General features: G+C 60.9%; 15 protein-coding genes. 2 read left to right on the forward strand and 13 right to left on the reverse strand.

What is annotated here, in order from left to right:
- Positions 1-22: 22 nt before the first annotated feature.
- The 3 genes from topA to DCC25_RS04050 all read right to left on the reverse strand — a co-directional run bounded on the left by topA (position 23) and on the right by DCC25_RS04050 (position 5,476).
- On the reverse strand, positions 23-2,773 hold the full coding sequence (topA, locus tag DCC25_RS04040; RefSeq protein WP_110100679.1) for a type I DNA topoisomerase: 2,751 nt from the start codon (positions 2,771-2,773) through the stop codon (positions 23-25).
- A gap of 88 nt (positions 2,774-2,861) precedes the next feature.
- Positions 2,862-4,541, reverse strand: a complete 1,680-nt coding sequence (locus DCC25_RS04045; RefSeq protein WP_233487900.1) for a methyltransferase — start codon at positions 4,539-4,541, stop codon at positions 2,862-2,864.
- Positions 4,538-5,476, reverse strand: coding sequence for a rhodanese-related sulfurtransferase (locus DCC25_RS04050; RefSeq protein WP_110098004.1), 939 nt, complete (start codon positions 5,474-5,476; stop codon positions 4,538-4,540). Before DCC25_RS04050 ends, DCC25_RS04045 begins: the two co-directional genes overlap by 4 nt.
- Before the next feature lie 92 nt (positions 5,477-5,568).
- On the opposite strand from DCC25_RS04050, the gene DCC25_RS04055 reads away from it, so the two are divergent.
- Together DCC25_RS04055 and DCC25_RS04060 are read left to right on the forward strand one after the other, a co-directional pair.
- Positions 5,569-6,327 (forward strand): GNAT family N-acetyltransferase, encoded by a 759-nt coding sequence (locus tag DCC25_RS04055; protein ID WP_158278511.1) that lies wholly within the window; start codon positions 5,569-5,571, stop codon positions 6,325-6,327.
- Between the two features lie 134 nt (positions 6,328-6,461).
- Complete coding sequence (locus DCC25_RS04060) at positions 6,462-8,819, forward strand: DEAD/DEAH box helicase (RefSeq protein ID WP_233487901.1); 2,358 nt, start codon at positions 6,462-6,464, stop codon at positions 8,817-8,819.
- Here DCC25_RS04060 and DCC25_RS04065 read toward each other — a convergent pair.
- From DCC25_RS04065 to DCC25_RS04110, 10 genes are all read right to left on the reverse strand, one after another.
- Positions 8,713-9,114 (reverse strand): Rv3654c family TadE-like protein, encoded by a 402-nt coding sequence (locus tag DCC25_RS04065; protein ID WP_110100682.1) that lies wholly within the window; start codon positions 9,112-9,114, stop codon positions 8,713-8,715. The two genes, DCC25_RS04060 and DCC25_RS04065, sit on opposite strands and share 107 nt — an antisense overlap.
- On the reverse strand, positions 9,111-9,485 hold the full coding sequence (locus tag DCC25_RS04070) for a TadE family type IV pilus minor pilin (RefSeq protein WP_136088979.1): 375 nt from the start codon (positions 9,483-9,485) through the stop codon (positions 9,111-9,113). The genes DCC25_RS04065 and DCC25_RS04070 overlap by 4 nt, the downstream gene beginning before the upstream one ends.
- A gap of 115 nt (positions 9,486-9,600) precedes the next feature.
- Positions 9,601-9,816, reverse strand: coding sequence for a DUF4244 domain-containing protein (locus DCC25_RS04075; RefSeq protein WP_110098009.1), 216 nt, complete (start codon positions 9,814-9,816; stop codon positions 9,601-9,603).
- 62 nt (positions 9,817-9,878) lie between these two features.
- A complete protein-coding gene (locus DCC25_RS04080; RefSeq protein ID WP_110100683.1) occupies positions 9,879-10,328 on the reverse strand; it encodes a type II secretion system F family protein in 450 nt (149 codons plus the stop codon).
- Positions 10,321-10,980, reverse strand: coding sequence for a type II secretion system F family protein (locus DCC25_RS04085; RefSeq protein ID WP_110100684.1), 660 nt, complete (start codon positions 10,978-10,980; stop codon positions 10,321-10,323). The genes DCC25_RS04080 and DCC25_RS04085 overlap by 8 nt, the downstream gene beginning before the upstream one ends.
- Positions 10,977-12,182: a CpaF family protein gene (locus DCC25_RS04090; protein WP_110100685.1), complete on the reverse strand. Its 1,206-nt coding sequence runs from the start codon at positions 12,180-12,182 to the stop codon at positions 10,977-10,979. Before DCC25_RS04090 ends, DCC25_RS04085 begins: the two co-directional genes overlap by 4 nt.
- Positions 12,179-13,237: a hypothetical protein gene (locus DCC25_RS04095; RefSeq protein WP_110100686.1), complete on the reverse strand. Its 1,059-nt coding sequence runs from the start codon at positions 13,235-13,237 to the stop codon at positions 12,179-12,181. The genes DCC25_RS04090 and DCC25_RS04095 overlap by 4 nt, the downstream gene beginning before the upstream one ends.
- Before the next feature lie 117 nt (positions 13,238-13,354).
- A complete protein-coding gene (locus tag DCC25_RS04100; RefSeq protein WP_233487902.1) occupies positions 13,355-14,164 on the reverse strand; it encodes a CoA pyrophosphatase in 810 nt (269 codons plus the stop codon).
- 53 nt (positions 14,165-14,217) lie between these two features.
- A complete protein-coding gene (gene nth / locus DCC25_RS04105) occupies positions 14,218-15,015 on the reverse strand; it encodes an endonuclease III (RefSeq protein WP_110100687.1) in 798 nt (265 codons plus the stop codon).
- Positions 15,012-16,370, reverse strand: a complete 1,359-nt coding sequence (locus DCC25_RS04110) for a hypothetical protein (RefSeq protein ID WP_110100688.1) — start codon at positions 16,368-16,370, stop codon at positions 15,012-15,014. The genes nth and DCC25_RS04110 overlap by 4 nt, the downstream gene beginning before the upstream one ends.
- Positions 16,371-16,541 lie beyond the last annotated feature (171 nt).

A 16,541-nucleotide genomic window follows, 5' to 3' on the forward strand; every position in this document is an offset into this window, starting at 1 on the left:
GAGCTAGGTGGGTGAAGCCCTACTAGCTTTTGGACGCGGTGGTCTTTTTCCGCGGTGAACGCTTTTTCTTTGCCGGGGCTTTCGCACGCTTATCGCTGAGCAACTGATAGGCCTGCTCTGCGGTGACCGCCTGCGGATCGGTACCGCGTGGCACTGTGACATTGGTGGTACCGTCGGTGATGTAGGGGCCGAAACGGCCGTCCTTGACCACCACCTTGCCACCGGAGTTCGGGTCCTCCCCTAGTTCGGCCAGTGGTGGCTTGGCTGCACCACGTCCGCGCTTTTTAGGCTGGGCATAGATCTTTTCGGCTTCTTCGAGGGTGATGGTAAACATCTGCTCCTCGGTTTCCAAGGACCGAGAATCAGTACCCTTCTTCAAATACGGACCAAATCGGCCGTTCTGGGCGGTGATCTTGGTCCCATCGTCGGCAGTACCCACCACGCGTGGCAATGAGAGCACCGTGAGGGCATCCTCCAAGGTCACCGTGGCCAAGTCCATCGATTTCAGCAAGGACGCGGTCTTGGGCTTCGGTCGTTTGGGCTTCTTCTTCGGTTTGGGCTTGCCGTTTTTATAGTATTCGGTCGGCTGAGCGTCAATTTCTTCCTGGGTTGGTTCCGGAATCACTTGCGTCACATAGGGCCCGTACCGACCGTCCTTGGCGGCAATCTCATACCCAGACTCAGGGTCCACGCCCAGGATCCGCTCCGACGGGGCGGCGTTATCGATCAAATCCCGGGCTTTGTCCGCGGTGAGCTCGTCCGGGGCCAAATCCTCGGGAACATTGACCCGTTCGGGGTCGGTCCCTTCGGAGGCATCAGCCGGTAGCGCCTTTTCCAGATAGGGCCCGTAGCGTCCGACTCGCAGGGTGATGTCATCGGTGAGATGTACCGAGTTCACCGCACGAGCATCAATATCACCGAGATTTTCCACGACAGATTTCAGTCCGTCGGCGGCTTGGTCATCGTCGGTCTGGGCAGCGTGTTCGGCACCGAAGTAGAACGCTTCCAGCCACGCAGCCCGCTCCATTTCCCCAGCCGCGATCTTATCCAAGTCATCTTCCATCCGAGCGGTGAAGTCATAATCCACATAACGGTCGAAGTGTTCTTCGAGCAACCGGATAACCGAAAAGGCGGTCCAGGAGGGCACCAGTGCGGTGCCTCGTTTCTTGACGTATCCGCGATCCATGATGGTCGAGATTGTCGGCGCATAGGTGGAGGGTCGACCGATCTCGCGCTTTTCGAGTTCGGCCACGATCGAAGCTTCGGTGTATCGGGCCGGCGGGGTGGTTTCGTGGCCGTTGGCAGTGACCTCAGAGGCATCCAGGTGCTGACCAACACTGAGATCCGGTAGCCGCACTTGTTGTTGCTGGTTGGACTCGTCCTGGCCCTCTTCATAGGCCGCCAAGAAACCGGGCACGGTAATCACGGTGCCGGAGGCGCTGAACTCTGCTACTCGCGGGGTATCTTCAACGGAGCTAGCCTGCAACTTCACGGTGGCGGTATACCCGGTGGCATCGATCATCTGCGAGGCCACGGTGCGCTTCCAAATCAGCTCATAGAGCCGGTATTCGTCGCCGGAGAGCTGGGAGGAGACCTGGGCAGGAGTGCGGAAGTGGTCCCCAGCTGGACGGATCGCTTCGTGGGCCTCCTGGGCTGCGGTGTTCTTGGAAGTGTAGTAGCGCCGAGTCTCGGGCACGGAATCTTGGCCGTAGAGTTCGGTGGCTTGTCCTCGGGCGGCGTTGATGGCTTCGGTGGACAGCACCACCGAGTCAGTACGCATATAGGTAATGAACCCGTTCTCATAGAGTCGCTGGGCCACCTGCATGGTCACCCGTGAGGAGAACCGCAATTTACGGGAGGCTTCTTGTTGCAATGTGGAGGTCGTGAACGGGGCGGCGGGACGACGCCGGTACGGCTTATCCTTCACCGAAGTCACCCGAAATTCGGCATCGGCCAGTCCTTCGGCCAGAGCAGTAGCCGAGGATTGGTCCAGGTGCACGACCTGGTCTGTGGCCGAGGATTTGAGCTCACCGCGATCGGTGAAGTCACGGCCGGTGGCGACCCGTCGATCATCAACGGCACTCAGTCGGGCGGTAAAGGATTCCTCGCTCTGGGTGGCGAACTGACCGTCAATGTCCCAATAGCCGGCCGGGATGAATGCCATCCGTTCCCGTTCTCGCTCCACGACCAGGCGGGTGGCCACCGACTGCACCCGTCCGGCCGAGAGCCCAGGGGCGACTTTACGCCAAAGCACCGGAGAAATTTCGTATCCGAACAATCGGTCCAGAATGCGACGGGTTTCTTGAGCATCGACCAGGTCGTGGTCGATCTCCCGGATATTGTCTAAACCGCGGGCCACACCTTCTTTGGTGATTTCGGTAAACGTCATCCGGTAGACGGGAACCTTGGGCTTGAGCACCTCGTAGAGGTGCCAGGCGATGGCTTCCCCTTCTCGGTCGGCGTCAGTGGCCAAGTAGAGGTCATCGGCGTCTTTGAGCAATTTCTTCAGCTCGGTGACCTTTTTCTTCTTATCCGGGTAGACCACGTAATAGGGTTCAAACCCATTCTCGGTATCGACCGCGAATTTTCCGTAGTTGCCCTTTTTCAGTTCGGCCGGCAGGTCCGAAGGACGCGGGAGATCTCGAATGTGACCAGCTGAAGCATCCACAACCCAGCCGTCACCTAAATATTTGGCGATCGACCGAGATTTCGCCGGGGACTCCACAATCACCAAGTGAGTACCGCCGGTGGTCGGGGATGACTTCTCTGGCACGAGGTTCCTCCAATAATTTCCCAGGCATGACGCCAACTAATGCACTGACAGGCACACTACCCGGAATGTTTGTGACTATCCGATTATTTCAATTCTCACCACGGCTCTGCGTCTGCTCGTCACGGTTTGTGACGGAATCACCGTCATCCGCTAAGACGACGAACCCTTCGACGATCAGCTGTGCAACCGCCCGTTCTAATGCGGTACTGGCGGTCTTGTCCAGGCCTAAGAGCCCCGAAACCGCCGCAAAGATCTGGCGCAAGCTCAGTTGCCCATCTGCTACCGACAATACCGCAGCCGTTGCTGTGTCCAGAATGGCAGTCCGCCCGAAGCCGGCACCCTGCCGGGCCATGATAACCTCTGGATCCTCAGCCCCAAAGTGTTGATACCGTTCTTCGGTCACATGGTACGGGACCCGGGCGTGGCGTTGCGTCCAGTCGGTGGTTTGCAGCGTGTCCCAGGCCTTCACAGCCTGAGTCCATGCCCGCCCCACGGGCTGGTGCACCTCACCCTGATATGACTCGAGCCGGCGTAACGGGGTCGCTGCCCCGGTAGTCCGTCGCCGCAGACGCACCCAACCGAAGCCGATCCCGGTCACGGATCGCTGAGCAAAATCGGTGAGGTAGCGACGATATCCGCTGGCAAACAGGGCCGGATCCAGCTGGTCAGAGGAATCGGCCAACCAGGTTTCGGCATATCCAGCCGGATCTTGCTGATCGCGCTGAATCACCCAGGCGTCCACGAGCACAGCATCCGAGCCGGAATCGGCCGGTGGGCCGGGTAACCACTGGCGGATCCGAGTGTCCCACTGCTGGTCGTGATGAATTTCCCAGTTGGCCATCAACACCGCGGTCCCACCGTCGGTCAGTGCTGTCGGAAGTTCTTGGATAAGTTGTTCGGTCACCGCGTCCCCGGTGGCGCCGGTTTGCCGATAGGTATGTTCTGCACCGGCAGGGCCGCCGGCGGGTGCAATCACAAAGGGCGGGTTAGAAACGATGAGATCAAACCGCTGTTCGGCCACCGGCTCGAGCATTGATCCGTTGCGCAGAGTCAGGCGGTGCTGCGGGTGTGCTGGATCAACGCCCAACATCGACGCGTTCAGGAGGACATTGAATAAGGTAAAGGCCAACGCTCGGTCGGAAATATCAGTAGCGGTAACGTGCTGGACGTGGTCCAACAGATGAAAGGTCTGCACCCCGCACCCGACTCCAAGATCCAGGGCGGTAGCCACCGGTTCGCGCGGAACGAGCCCCGCCAAGGTCAGCGACGCCCGACCTGCGCCCAGCACGTGTCCGCCCGGTAGGGGCTGGCGTAGTTGCAACGCGGTCTGATCGCTGGCCACCCAGAGCTGTCCGGGACGATCAGCGTCGTAGACGGACAGGTCCACGCCCGGCACGAAGCGCCCCTCCACGACGGTGCCCAGCCCCAGCTGCACTGCCCCGGCAACACCCAGGGTCGGCAAGGCAGCCTCGAGATACTCGGTGGCCACGGCATCGCCGAGCATCCACACGCTGATGACCGCCGCCAAACCCTGTTCCGGGCTGATCTGCTCTGTCGAGTTTTTCAGCATCGTCTCCACCACGACACGGGCGGGTTCTGCCTGTTCTCGGTCCAAGGCCGCAATCGCCCACGGCCCCAGCAACTCGGCGATGGGATCAGCCCGGTAGTTGACCTGGTCAAGGTCTGCCGCCAGCGCACCGATCAGGTCCCGGTCGGCCCGTGGTGTTGTCGGCATCGGCCCCAGGGCCGGCTGCTTCGAGTGAGTCATGCTGAAGACTCCTGCGAGTCCTCAAAGGTTGAGGCGCAGACCTCACAGATTCGGTCGGGGTGGTTTGCCTCGCACTGGTCGCACACCACCTGCAAGTGCCGGCATCCGGGGGCGTGACAATTCCGTAGCTGACTCGAGGGTTGCTCGCACAAGATGCAGTGCCCGATGGTTTTGGCTGCTGAGGAGAATTCGGTGTGCATCCGCTGGTCGAAAACATACAGCGAGCCCTCCCACAGGCCACGGTCAGCGAAGGCCTCGCCATATTTCACGATGCCACCATCGAGTTGGTAGAGGTTCTTAAATCCACGGTTGGCCATCAGCACGGTCAACACCTCGCACCGGATCCCCCCGGTGCAGTAGGTGACCACCGGCTGATCTTTGAGATGATCATACTTACCGGAGTCGAGTTCGGCCACGAAGTCACGGGTCGTGTCCACATCGGGCACCACCGCGTTTTTGAACCGACCAATCTCGGCCTCAAACCGATTGCGACCGTCAAAAAACACCACGTCTTCTCCGGCCCGCTTCTGGTTCTCCACCAGCTCGTGGAGCTGTTGCGGTGAGAGATGTTCAGCAGTGCCGACCACTCCCTGGTCGTTGACCTCAATTTCATCGGGAGCATCAAAGGCCACCAGCTCGGGACGAACCTTGACCGAAAGGCGCGGAAAATCCTCATCCGAACCATCCGACCATTTCACGGTCAACGATGTAAACGGCGCATACTCCCTGGTGGCTTTCACATACGCCTTCACGTCTCGAATGGGTCCGCCCACGGTGCCGTTAATGCCGTGTTCAGAGATAATGATGCGACCGGTGAGCCCCAATGACGCACACAGGGTTCGTTGCCACAGTTGCACTGCTTGCGGATCGGGAATCGGAGCAAAATGATAGTACAGCGCGATCTTGGTCTGGGGGCTAGCGGATACGGAACTCACATGTCTCAGGGTAAGACACAACGACAAATCTTTTCATCTCAAGTTGATTACGTGTGTGGGCCTGGCCGGCCCTGCCAGGTATGCTTAATGTCATGGCTATCTCCTCATCGCTGACTGACGAACTTGTCACCAATTGGCTGACAGGGCGCGCCCGTATCCGGAACCACCACCTGACGTCCCACGGAGAAATCCACGCTGCGTTGCGACCGGCCATCTCTGATGATGCGACCGAAGACTTGTGGGAGTACGTCATCGCGAACACCGACGACCACGTATTGAATACTGTGGCCGATGAAATCAAACAGCACCCCACCCGTCGTTTGATCGTTGCTTCCGATCTGCCCGCGCAACCTGAGCCCGCCGAGGCCGCCGCTCAACGCCTGGCTGAAAAAACCGGCCTGAAGGCCATCGGTGTGGGTGAGAAGCTGATGGTCACTGACATGGCCAGCCACGATGTGGAAGAACCTGTTGTCCCCGACGAGTTCATCGCCGATGTCCGTCGGCAGGACGGGTGGTACTCACTGAGCTTTATCACCACCGACGAGCACCCCACCGGTCCGGACCACACCGCCGCTCGCGGACGTGTGGGTGTCGTCGGTCAACACGCCGTCTTTGACCGGATCTGGACCAACCCCGAGTTCCGTCGTCAGGGACTGGGCTCACTGGTGATGCGTTACCTTGGCTCCCTGGCCTTGGAAGAAGCCGTCGAAGAAGGCCTCCTCATTGCCGGGGCCGATGGTCAGGCACTGTACAAGCACCTGGGCTGGACTCCGCTCGCCGACGTCGTGGTGTTAGCTCACCCTGATGTCTCCGATGACCATGTTCAGACTCACGAGCATTTCCAGGTCTAGGAGCACACAGGATCCACCCGCTCGACGATCCCGACTCCGCTGACCGCGATCTGTCTGGTTGCCCGGATAGTGCTGGGCAGGCGGCAGAACGTCTTGCGCTCAATCAGCTGCGAGAGGCCCTGGGATATTCCACAGTGCCGGCCCAGTTCGTCCACGGTCGTTACATTCCCGCACGCGAACCAACTTATGCCGACTGGCCACAGGGTATTGCTGAAGCGGTCCGTGAGGCCTTTGCACACCGCGGGATTCACCGCCCGTGGTTACACCAAGCTCAGGCCATCGAGATAGCTCTCGGGTCTGAGCACACCATTCTGGCCACCGGAACCGCCTCGGGAAAATCATTGGCATACCAGGCCGTGGTGGCTTCCAGCGTTCTCGCGGACCCGACAGCGACGGCACTGTATCTCGCTCCAACCAAGGCGCTGGGTGCCGACCAATTGGTGTCCTGGTCCCAGCTGGCAGATCGTCTCCGGGCCGGCTTACGCCCTGAAGCCTACGACGGCGATACGGATCCGCAGACTCGACGGTGGGTACGCGACCACGCCAATATTGTGCTCACGAACCCGGACATGTTGCATCTTGGGATTTTGCCCCAGCACCACCAGTGGACCCGGTTTTTCCGGCGATTGCGGTGGGTGATCATCGACGAGGCCCACTCCTATCGCGGCGTATTTGGTTCTCATGTGGCGGTAGTGTTGCGCCGTCTGCGCAGAGTCTGCGCTCACTATCACAACACCGACGTGCATTTCATCGGTGCCTCTGCGACCTCCTCGGATCCCGCGACGAGTTTCGCAGAACTCATTGGCGCACCGGTGCGAGCAGTCACCTGTGATACATCCGGGCACGGCGCCGTCTCAGTGGGCTTCTGGGAGCCCGAATTCTCCGATGACACCGGAGAACACGGTGCTCAACGGCGTCGTTCGCTGATCTCTACTGGAGCAGACTTTCTCACTGATTTCGCCATCCAGCAGATTCGATCCATGGCCTTCATCCGTTCCCGTCGCGGGGCGGAGGCCATGGCGCAATCGACCAAGCGACAGCTCAGCGAGGTAAAGACGGATCTTGTCTCGCGGGTAGCAGCCTACCGCTCTGGACTCTTGCCGGAGGAAAGGCGCGAGGTGGAACAAGCCTTAGACAATGGGAAGCTCCTGGCGGTGGCCACCACGCCCGCTTTGGAACTTGGCATTGATATTTCGGGGCTGGATGCGGTGATCATTACCGGTTGGCCTGGCACCCGCGCCAGCTTTTTCCAGCAACTGGGACGTAGCGGTCGTAGCGGTCAAGATTCTTTGGCTATCTATGTGGCCGGTGAGGATCCGCTAGATACCTTCCTGGTGCATCACCCGGAACGAATTTTCGACATTGGGGTCGAAGACGTGGTTATTGATCCCACGAACCCCTATATTCTCGGTCCACACCTGTGCGCGGCGGCCACTGAACTTCCACTCACCCCCGAGGATCTGCCAGATTTTGGTCCCGAAGAACACGTTCACCGCCTCCTTGAGGACCTCACCGCAGAAGGCTATCTGCGGCGCCGTCCCGCCGGCTGGTTCTGGACCCACCCCGACCGGCCGGCCGCAACGATCGGGTTGCGCGATATCGGCGGAGCGCCGTTGGAGATCGTCGACGAAGAGACCGGCACCGTTTTAGGTACCATCAGCGCCGAACAATCACATTCCCAAGCCCACCCCGGAGCGGTGTATGTCCACCAGGGGCGCACGTGGCTGGTTACCGTCCTCGATGAGGACAACGGGGTAGTGCTCGTCGTTCGTGCTGAACCCAATTTCTACACCCAGGCTCGAGAAACCACACAGGTCGCGATTCTCAACACGCTCGAACAAGTCGTTCCGGACTCGGCGACACAACCAACCCGACTGACCTGGAACCTCGGCAACGTCAAGGTCACGACCCGAGTCGTGTCCTACCAGCGGCGAGAAGTGATCACTTCTCAAATACTCGGAGAAGAACCACTCGAACTGTCCGCACAAGAGCTGTTCACCGAAGCGGTGTGGTTTTCCACAAGCTCCGACGAGCTGATCGCCGCAGGGCTGACCACCGACCGGATGCCTGGAGCATTACACGCTGCTGAACATGCAATGATTGGTATGTTGCCACTGGTGGCCTCCAACGACCGGTGGGATATCGGAGGGGTCTCGATGGTGTTGCACCCGGACACCTCCCAACCCACGGTCTTTATCTACGATGGATACCCCGGTGGGGCGGGATTCGCTCGTCGTGGCTTTAACACGGCGCGGATGTGGGTCAAGGCCACCCGTGACGCAATTCTGGCCTGTGAATGCGAGCAAGGATGCCCTTCCTGCGTGCAATCACCTAAATGTGGGAACCGTAACTCGCCCTTGGATAAACCCGGGGCCGTGGCAGTACTCACTCATCTGTTGCGGTACCTTCCATCATCCGGTCAGGGCCAGCCCGTGATTCCGCTGTTGCGACCAACCCGAGGGTCCCGGAACCGGCGACGAGCTCATTGGTAACCGAGACCCGCACCGTATCGTCGGATTCCCACTGGCAGGATTCCATCCTGACGTGATGGCGCGTTGCGGTCTGTTCGGCAATCTGACACGGTTCGCTTGGAATCAGTGACCGGGCAGCATCGGCGGCAGCCAAGGCTGCTAGGTCTGCGACCGCAGCAGCCCGCGAGGAAGCGACCGTGGCTTGGACGAGCATCAACCCTCCTATAAGCAGTGTGGCTAAACAGCCGATGATGCCAACCACCACAACGGTGCCAGAACCCTGCTGGTCGTCCCATGACGCTGGTGGGATGTTCATGGGGAAATCACCCACTGATACGGTGCATGAGCACGAGCTTCCAACGTGCCGATGTTGAGCCAGCCAACCGGACCCGGGGTGGGCCTCGACACGGTAACGCTGGCCCACGAACCGGAGATCTCCTGCTGGGCGGAGGCCTGGCTTCCCGCCATCCGCGATACGGTAGCTGTCACCCCATCGGCGGGCTCCCCACGGGCCAGTTCTCGAGCTGCCGCGGCGGCAGCTTGCTCGAGCCGAACTTGTTGGACACCGATCACCACGGCGTTGACCAGCATCGCCGCCACTATCATGGCGACTGGGAGCACCACCGCGAATTCCGCGGTCACCGACCCAGTATCTCGGCCTACTCGGTATCTAAATGCCTGAGACATCGTCGTCCCTACCTTCCGGGCCACATCGTGGCTGGTTGTCAGATGGAGATATGGTGGCCGGGTTGCCGTGGCACTCACCGCTGAATGCCACGGCAACCCGATTCACACCGCCGTTTTAGAACTGCAAGGCCTGCTCAACCAGACCATTCAGCAGGTCTTGGACGGCCCCACCCGAGAGAATGACGGCCAGCAAGCCGGCGAATCCTACGGCGGCGAGCATCACGATGCCGTATTCGGCGGTTTGAGCTCCAGATTCGTCGCTGAGATCAACCTGAAATTCCTGGTCGGAAACAGCAGCAGTGTTGTGCGAGGACAGGATGTGGTCGCTCATGACGAGCTCCTTTCTGTTGTATGGGATGTTGTGATGTTGTTTGACGGACAGGGACTATTCAGTTATAGGTTCATCACGTCGGGAAACAGGGTGACCACCAGTGGCATCACGCCCAGGCAGATAAAGCTGGGAAGCAGACAAACGCCCATGGGCACCACGAGTTTGATGCCCAGCTCGGCTGCGCGTTTCTCGGCGGCTCGTTGTCGGTGTCGACGCAGGCTGGAGGCCGCCCCGCGAATCACGGTGGCGCTAGGGACGGCGGCTGTAAACGGGAAATACAGGTGTTCGGCCAGGGTCTGGTACTCAGTGATACCGGCAACCGGTTCCCAGGCTTGCTGCCAACTGAATCCGTGATGGAGCCGAAGCCCGACCTCGGAGAGCTCGCGGGCTTGGGGAAAACGCGTACCGATGTGTTGCAGACCGCTCGCCAGACCGATGCCGGAGGACAACAACGCAGCTAACAGGTCCATGGCTAGAGCGGGGTCCAGGTAATCGCGAGACCTTTCAGACATTCTGGGCCTCTTTCACCAGCCGTTGGCTCCACCACCGACCTAGCGTGGCCAGGCCTATGCCAGTGGCCAACAGCACCCACCCGATCGGTTCGAGTAACAGGTGGAAGACAGTGACCCCGATCATCGCGGACAGGGCCATGCCCGCTACGGGAAGCCACGCCAAAAGTGTGGCTGTCGAACGTGGCCCGGCGGCCGCGGTTTGCCGAGCTTGGTGTACATCTTCTCCGGCTTCAAGAGCGTCGGCAAGTCGGCTGAGCAGTGTGGAGAGTTTCATTCCGGTATCTCTGGCGAGTTCGAGGCTGCCACTGATCTGTTGCCAATAGTGTGGTTCTCCTGGACCGGTGACGTGTTGTAGTGGGGTTTCGGCGAGGACTTCCAATCCCTGCTGGGCTGCCAAGGTATGGTGCAGACAACATCGCGGGTCGGTATCGTCGGTAGCTACGGAGCGTGGGCACGCCGGGTAACCTAGGGCTAGTTCGCTCCAGACACGTTGGGGGTCGCGTCCGGCATCCAGCAACGCGGCGGCTTGGCGGAGCATCTCGATAATTTCGGACAGTTCTCCTGGTTCGGCTAGGCCCAGCAATGGGCCGAGCGGGGTAGTGGCGAGGAGGTTTTTGCTACGGTGGGCGAGCGTGGTTGGTGTTCGGCTCATCGGGGCAGCCCCTTCCATTCTGGTTTGGTGCCCAGTTGTTCGACGACGGCCAGGCCCGGGCCTTCATACAGCGTGCTACCGCGTTGCGTCAGAGCCGGTAGTACTGTCAAGGCTTGACCGGCTCGTTCTTCCGGCGCCAGCACGGCTAATTCGGCGGGGTGCCGGCCATATTCGTCTCGGCAGATATGCATCAGCACGTCGACGCCTGACCGGGCTTGCAGGGTGAGGACCTCTGGGGAAAGCCCGGCTAAACCGCCCATCGCGTGGAGGCGGGCTGGGACATCGGCCGTAGAGTTGGCGTGCAGGGTTCCCATCGCGCCTTGATGCCCGGTATTCATCGCCGTAAGGAATTCGGCGATTTCGGCTCCGCGGCACTCTCCGACGATCAACCGATCGGGTCGCATACGCAACGACTGTCGGATCAGCTCCCGCGTTTCGATGGCGCCGGCCCCTTCAATATTGGCTTCCCGGGTGCGCAGGTTGACCACATGTGGGTGGTCAATACGTAGTTCAGGGGTGTCCTCAATAGTGATGATGCGTTCGTGGTCGTCCACCGTGGAGAGCAGGCTGGAGGCTAGCGTCGTTTTGCCCGAGCCGGTGGCTCCGGAAATCAGGACATTTGCGCGACATTGGACAAGGAATTCACACACGCGTAACCAGTACTCGCGGTGGGGCCATTGCTGACTGAGTTGCTCAAGTCGCGGGGTGTCCGGATGGGGCAAGCGGATACTGAGCTGAGGGTGCTCCACCACCGGTGGGATCAGTGCGTGAATGCGAGCCCCAGCCAGAAACACGTCACCGAAGGGCTGGCCCTCATCTAGGCGTCGTCCGCCTTGAGAAAGTAGCCTCCGGGCCAGGTTCATGACCTCTGCCCGGGGCAGTCGGTGCTCGGTGGGTTCGACCCCATGCCCGCAGTCAAGCCAGACGTGCCCCTCTCCGGTCACCATGATGTCGGAGACGCCTTCCTGGCGGAGATAGTCGGCCAGCGGCCCGAGTCCTTGCAGGTCGTCGAGCAGCCGGGTCATCAAATGCCGGGCGTGTGTCGGTCCCAACGAATCGACATGTCGGCCAATGGCTTCGGCGGTGTGCTCCTCCTGGGATTGTTCCCCGGCGCCGGCCAGGCGTGAAGCCAGCCAGAGTTTTGCCTGAGCCCACCGGTCAGTCGCTGGAGCCGGAGGCAGGTCAGGGACGAAATGTCTCATCGAGGCCACCTCCGGTGGCCAAACAGGGTGGTGTAGAGGCGTCGGTCGCTTCGTTGTGGTGTGATGTCCAGATTGCGGGGACGGCACCCCCAACTGAGCGGGAGGAAGATGGTCGGAGGGTCTGTCGAGGGTAGCGAGGTAGTCAGCAGGCGCAGTACCCGGTGACGGATACGTGGCACCACCCCTCCCGGGCCCGGGAAGCGCACCACGATGTCGGGAGTCAGCCCAGCGGGAGAGACGCCGGTGGTGGCGAGAGTAACCAGGGTGGCGCCACGGGACTGCAACTCGGTTGCTCGATTGGCGTCGAACCCAACATCGGTGACCGTGGTGATACCCATGCGGGCGGTTGCCTCAAGAACCTGAACCACATCGTGCTGATCTGGCATGGCCCCCACGACAGAGTCCGTGTCATCGGGAACCTCGAAGCCCAGGAAGGCCAGCGGTGTGTCCCGATGTCGCGAGCTGAGCCCGGTAAAACATCGTTCTCCAACTGCCAGCCCGTCCTGCACGGTAGCCCAGCACACCCAGCCCCGCCGTGAGGGGTGATGCAACCGGGGCACGAGCGCGCGCGAACAGGCGGCCTGGGGGTCGGCGTCGACCAGCAGTGTGGGAGCGCCGTAGCGGGTCACCCGAGCAAGGTTCCATCCGGCCCAGGGTGTTGCCGGGGCGGTGGTGGTCCGCACCAGTACCACCTGGTCTGGGTGCTTGGCGCGAGCACCTGGCGGGTGACCGGGGTCGGCGGGGTCGTGGTGTAAATGCTCGAGTAGCGCCTCGGTATCGTCGGGTAGCCTCCAGCTGAATGGACCAATACTCACCCTGCGGTGATGACCTGAGTTCAGCCGGATTTGGAGCTGGCGTGGTTGCATCTGTCGCGCCGAGGACGGCTGGGGTGCTGTGGCCGTGTCACCGGATAGAATCTCAATACCCAGGCTGGCTAATAACCCCAGCAGGTAACGGTAGGTCTGTTGCTGTTCGGCACTGAGCCTGCTCGGGCGGTCTATCGTCGCTGTTGCGATAGCGCGCTGGTGACGCGGACGTTTCGGGAGTGCTCTCATGCCCTCTACTGTGCCTGGCACAGCCAGGCCCGTCCCAGCAGGTGCCCGCGACTGTGGAACAGGATCGTCGCTCGCCGTCCAACTGTGGACGGGCGGGTCGCGCCGTGACGGCCCCAGCTAGTCAGACAGGTGCTCGTGGCAGGTAAAAATTTTCGGGGCGGGTTGCGTCGCGTCCCACCCGGTGACGTCTACGCACTGGGCCCGATCCCAAGGATGCGTCCATCCCAGAAGATCCAGGATGCGGTCGATGAGCAAGGCGGTAAACCCCCACACCAGCGTGTCGGCCACGAGGAATCCGGGCATGACCGGGCGGAGAAGTTCTCCGGTCTGCGGTGAGGTCATCAGCACCGAGACTCGGTGATCGGGGTCGATCAGATCGGCGACGGGGACGCGAAAAACGCGGGTCGCTTCATGATCGTCGACCACGTCAACACTGCCGGGGGTGGACCACCATCCGATGACTGGGGTGACCGAAAAATTGGTCACGGGCAGTCCCACGGTGGGTAGTTGTCCCAACACGGTGACGGAGGATGGATCGAGGCCGGTTTCCTCGCTAGCTTCCCGCAATGCACAGGCGGTGTCATCGGCATCGGCAGGATCGCGCTGACCACCCGGGAAGGAAATCTGGCCGGGGTGTTTGCGTAAGGTCACGGCGCGTTGGGTGAGCAAGACATCCAGTGAACTAGGCACCGTCTCGCTCCGATAGTCGGCCGGCACGTCGTCGAGGGCGCCGAAGAGAATCAGCACCGCCGACGGTGTGGCGTTCTCGGTGGTCATGCGGGGAAATCGGAAACCCCGTGGATCGAGTTCCTTAGTGGGCGTGCTAAATGCGCACTCGGGAAGCTCCGCGTTGAGCGTGCCGTAGCGACTGACCAGGTCCACCAAATCTTGTTGGACGGTCTCCAGGGTGGTCTTCTCGGGCTGCACGGGCTGGGTCGCCTCCTGAGGTGCGGGTGGTGCAGACTGTCATCGTGGCGGAGTTAGGCCTGTAGCGAGTAGCCCTCGGCACGGAGCTGGCGACGGGTTGCTCCTTCGAGCATGCGCTGATGGAGTTCTTCGCGCCCAGGTGCTAGCTCATACTTCAACAGCCTACTGGCACTGTAGGGGTCCAACGGGCCGATCCCGGCCGAAGGGCACCAGCGGGCGACCGGGCAGGCCCCGCAGGCCGGTTTTCGCGCGTGACAGATGCGCCGGCCCAAAAAAATCAGCCGGTGGGAGAGCATGATCCACTCGCGGGGTTCGAACAGCTCTGCCACCGCGGTTTCCACAGCGACGGGGTCTTCAGCGGTGGTCCAGCCTAGACGGCGGGACACTCGACCAAAGTGGGTATCGACGGTCAGACCGGGTTTGCCAAAAGCGTTGCCTAACACAACGAAGGCGGTTTTCCGTCCCACCCCGGGCAGGCTAGTCAGATCCTTGAGATTGTCCGGGACCGATCCGGCGAACTTCTCCACCAGCGCTTGGGAGAGTTTCATAATCGAGCTCGTCTTGGACCGATAAAAACCGGTCGGCCGGATCAACTCTTGGACTTCGCGTTCATCGGCCATAGCGAGCGCTTCGGCATCCGGGAATCGGGCGAAAAGGTCCGGGGTAACGGAATTGACCCGCACATCGGTGGTTTGGGCTGACAGGACGGTGGCCACCAGCAACTCAAAGGGATTGTCAAAATCCAGTTCCGCGACCGCATAAGGGAAGAACTCCGCCAACACCCGATTGATTTTCCGAGCGCGACGCTTTCGAGCTAGTGGTGTTTCATCCTCGGGATCACGAGCGGTCACTGTTGCGGTGCCCGTTCAATCCCCTCGAGCTCACGCAACAGACCACGCTGTCCATCGTAGGATTGCACGAGGAATTCGTGTCCACGGTCTTCCAAGGCCAGAATCCACTGGCCCGGTTCCAGCGCGAATGCCGGTTCGCCCTGCTCAGTCACGGCCCGGCGGGGCGTGTAGACCGCAAACCAGAACGGCTGGGCGGTGTCGGCGGGAGTCAGTCCGCCCGAGGTAAGTGCTGAGTCGGCCCCGACTGTCGAGGACCGACCACCGGTTTCCACCTGCGCGTCGACCACTGGGTCGACACCGACTGCTGGCTCGTGGGTTTCGGCAGACGTTTCAGGACGGTTCCAGCTCTGGTCAGGTTCGGTCTCGTCGTGGGATTCGGTGGAGGCATCCTGGCCAGGGTGTGCCGGTGTTACGGGCTCGGCTTCAGTCGGAGCGGGTTGGCCTCCGGGCTGTTCGCCGTGCTGTTCAGTCGAAGGCTGGGCAGCCCGACGCCCGGACGGCTTGTCTTCCTCCTGGTGAACCTGCTGCGGGGCCTGAGTCTGGTTCTGCTGTGCAGACGCGGCGGCGACAAAGGGGTCTACCGGTTCGGGCTGTTGCTGAGACGGTGCCCCCGGTGTGACCTGGTCGGTGCCACCTTGTTGGAATTGCTGATAGCCGGTCTGCTGAGACGCTACCGGCTGACCGAAGTCCTGGTAGGCGACGGGCTGTTGTGCTCGGACAGGCTGGGCTGACCCCATGTAAGCATGGCGCTGGTACGGTGGCGTTGCTGGCTGTACTCCTGCAGGCTGTGCGCTAGCGGAGCCGTTGAATAGTTGTGGCCAGGTGACGAACAACACCAAGGCTGTTGCCACCAAGAACAGCAAGATTGTCATCAACGCTTCAGACGCCCAGTAGAAGTAGTCGAAAGCAATGAAGTTCAAGAGCGCGTAAACGCCAATGGCCCAGGAAATGGCTTGCACCAGGTGTTTGGAGGTGAACGACCCCAACATGGGACGAGATCCGTCCAATCCCTTGGCCCTGAGCACCAGGACCATCACCACGATTCCACCACCGATGTTCAGAACAAGGTTGAGCAAAAACTCCGCATTCCAGAGGATATTGAAGCTCGCCGCCTGATCACCAATGTATCCGCGTGTTTGGTTGTAATACGTAATGTCGTTGATCATCGCCCACAGACCGGCACCGGCTACCAGGGCGGCGGCTGCCGTGATCATCACGGCCACGGCCGGCATGGAGGAGCCGCCTTGCAGATTCTGCACGCCCGGACGAGGCGCCGAGTACTGTTGCGAAGCACCAGCACCGGGTTGCTGCTGATGTGGATATCCCTGCGGTGGCTGGTAATTCTGATTCGACACGGTAACCCTTCTTAACATCTCAGGTCTCTCGGGCCTCAGGTTTGCTCCTGAAGATCTTCTCCCAGTGAACCACATCTGTCGAGAATGCGGGATATCTTTTGGGTAAAAGTCTGCTCCTCATCTGCTTTTAACTGCCGATCCCGCTGAACCACCGGTCCTGGGTAACTCTCA

This window comes from Auritidibacter sp. NML120636 (genome assembly GCF_003185945.1).
GTDB lineage: Bacteria > Actinomycetota > Actinomycetes > Actinomycetales > Micrococcaceae > Auritidibacter > Auritidibacter ignavus.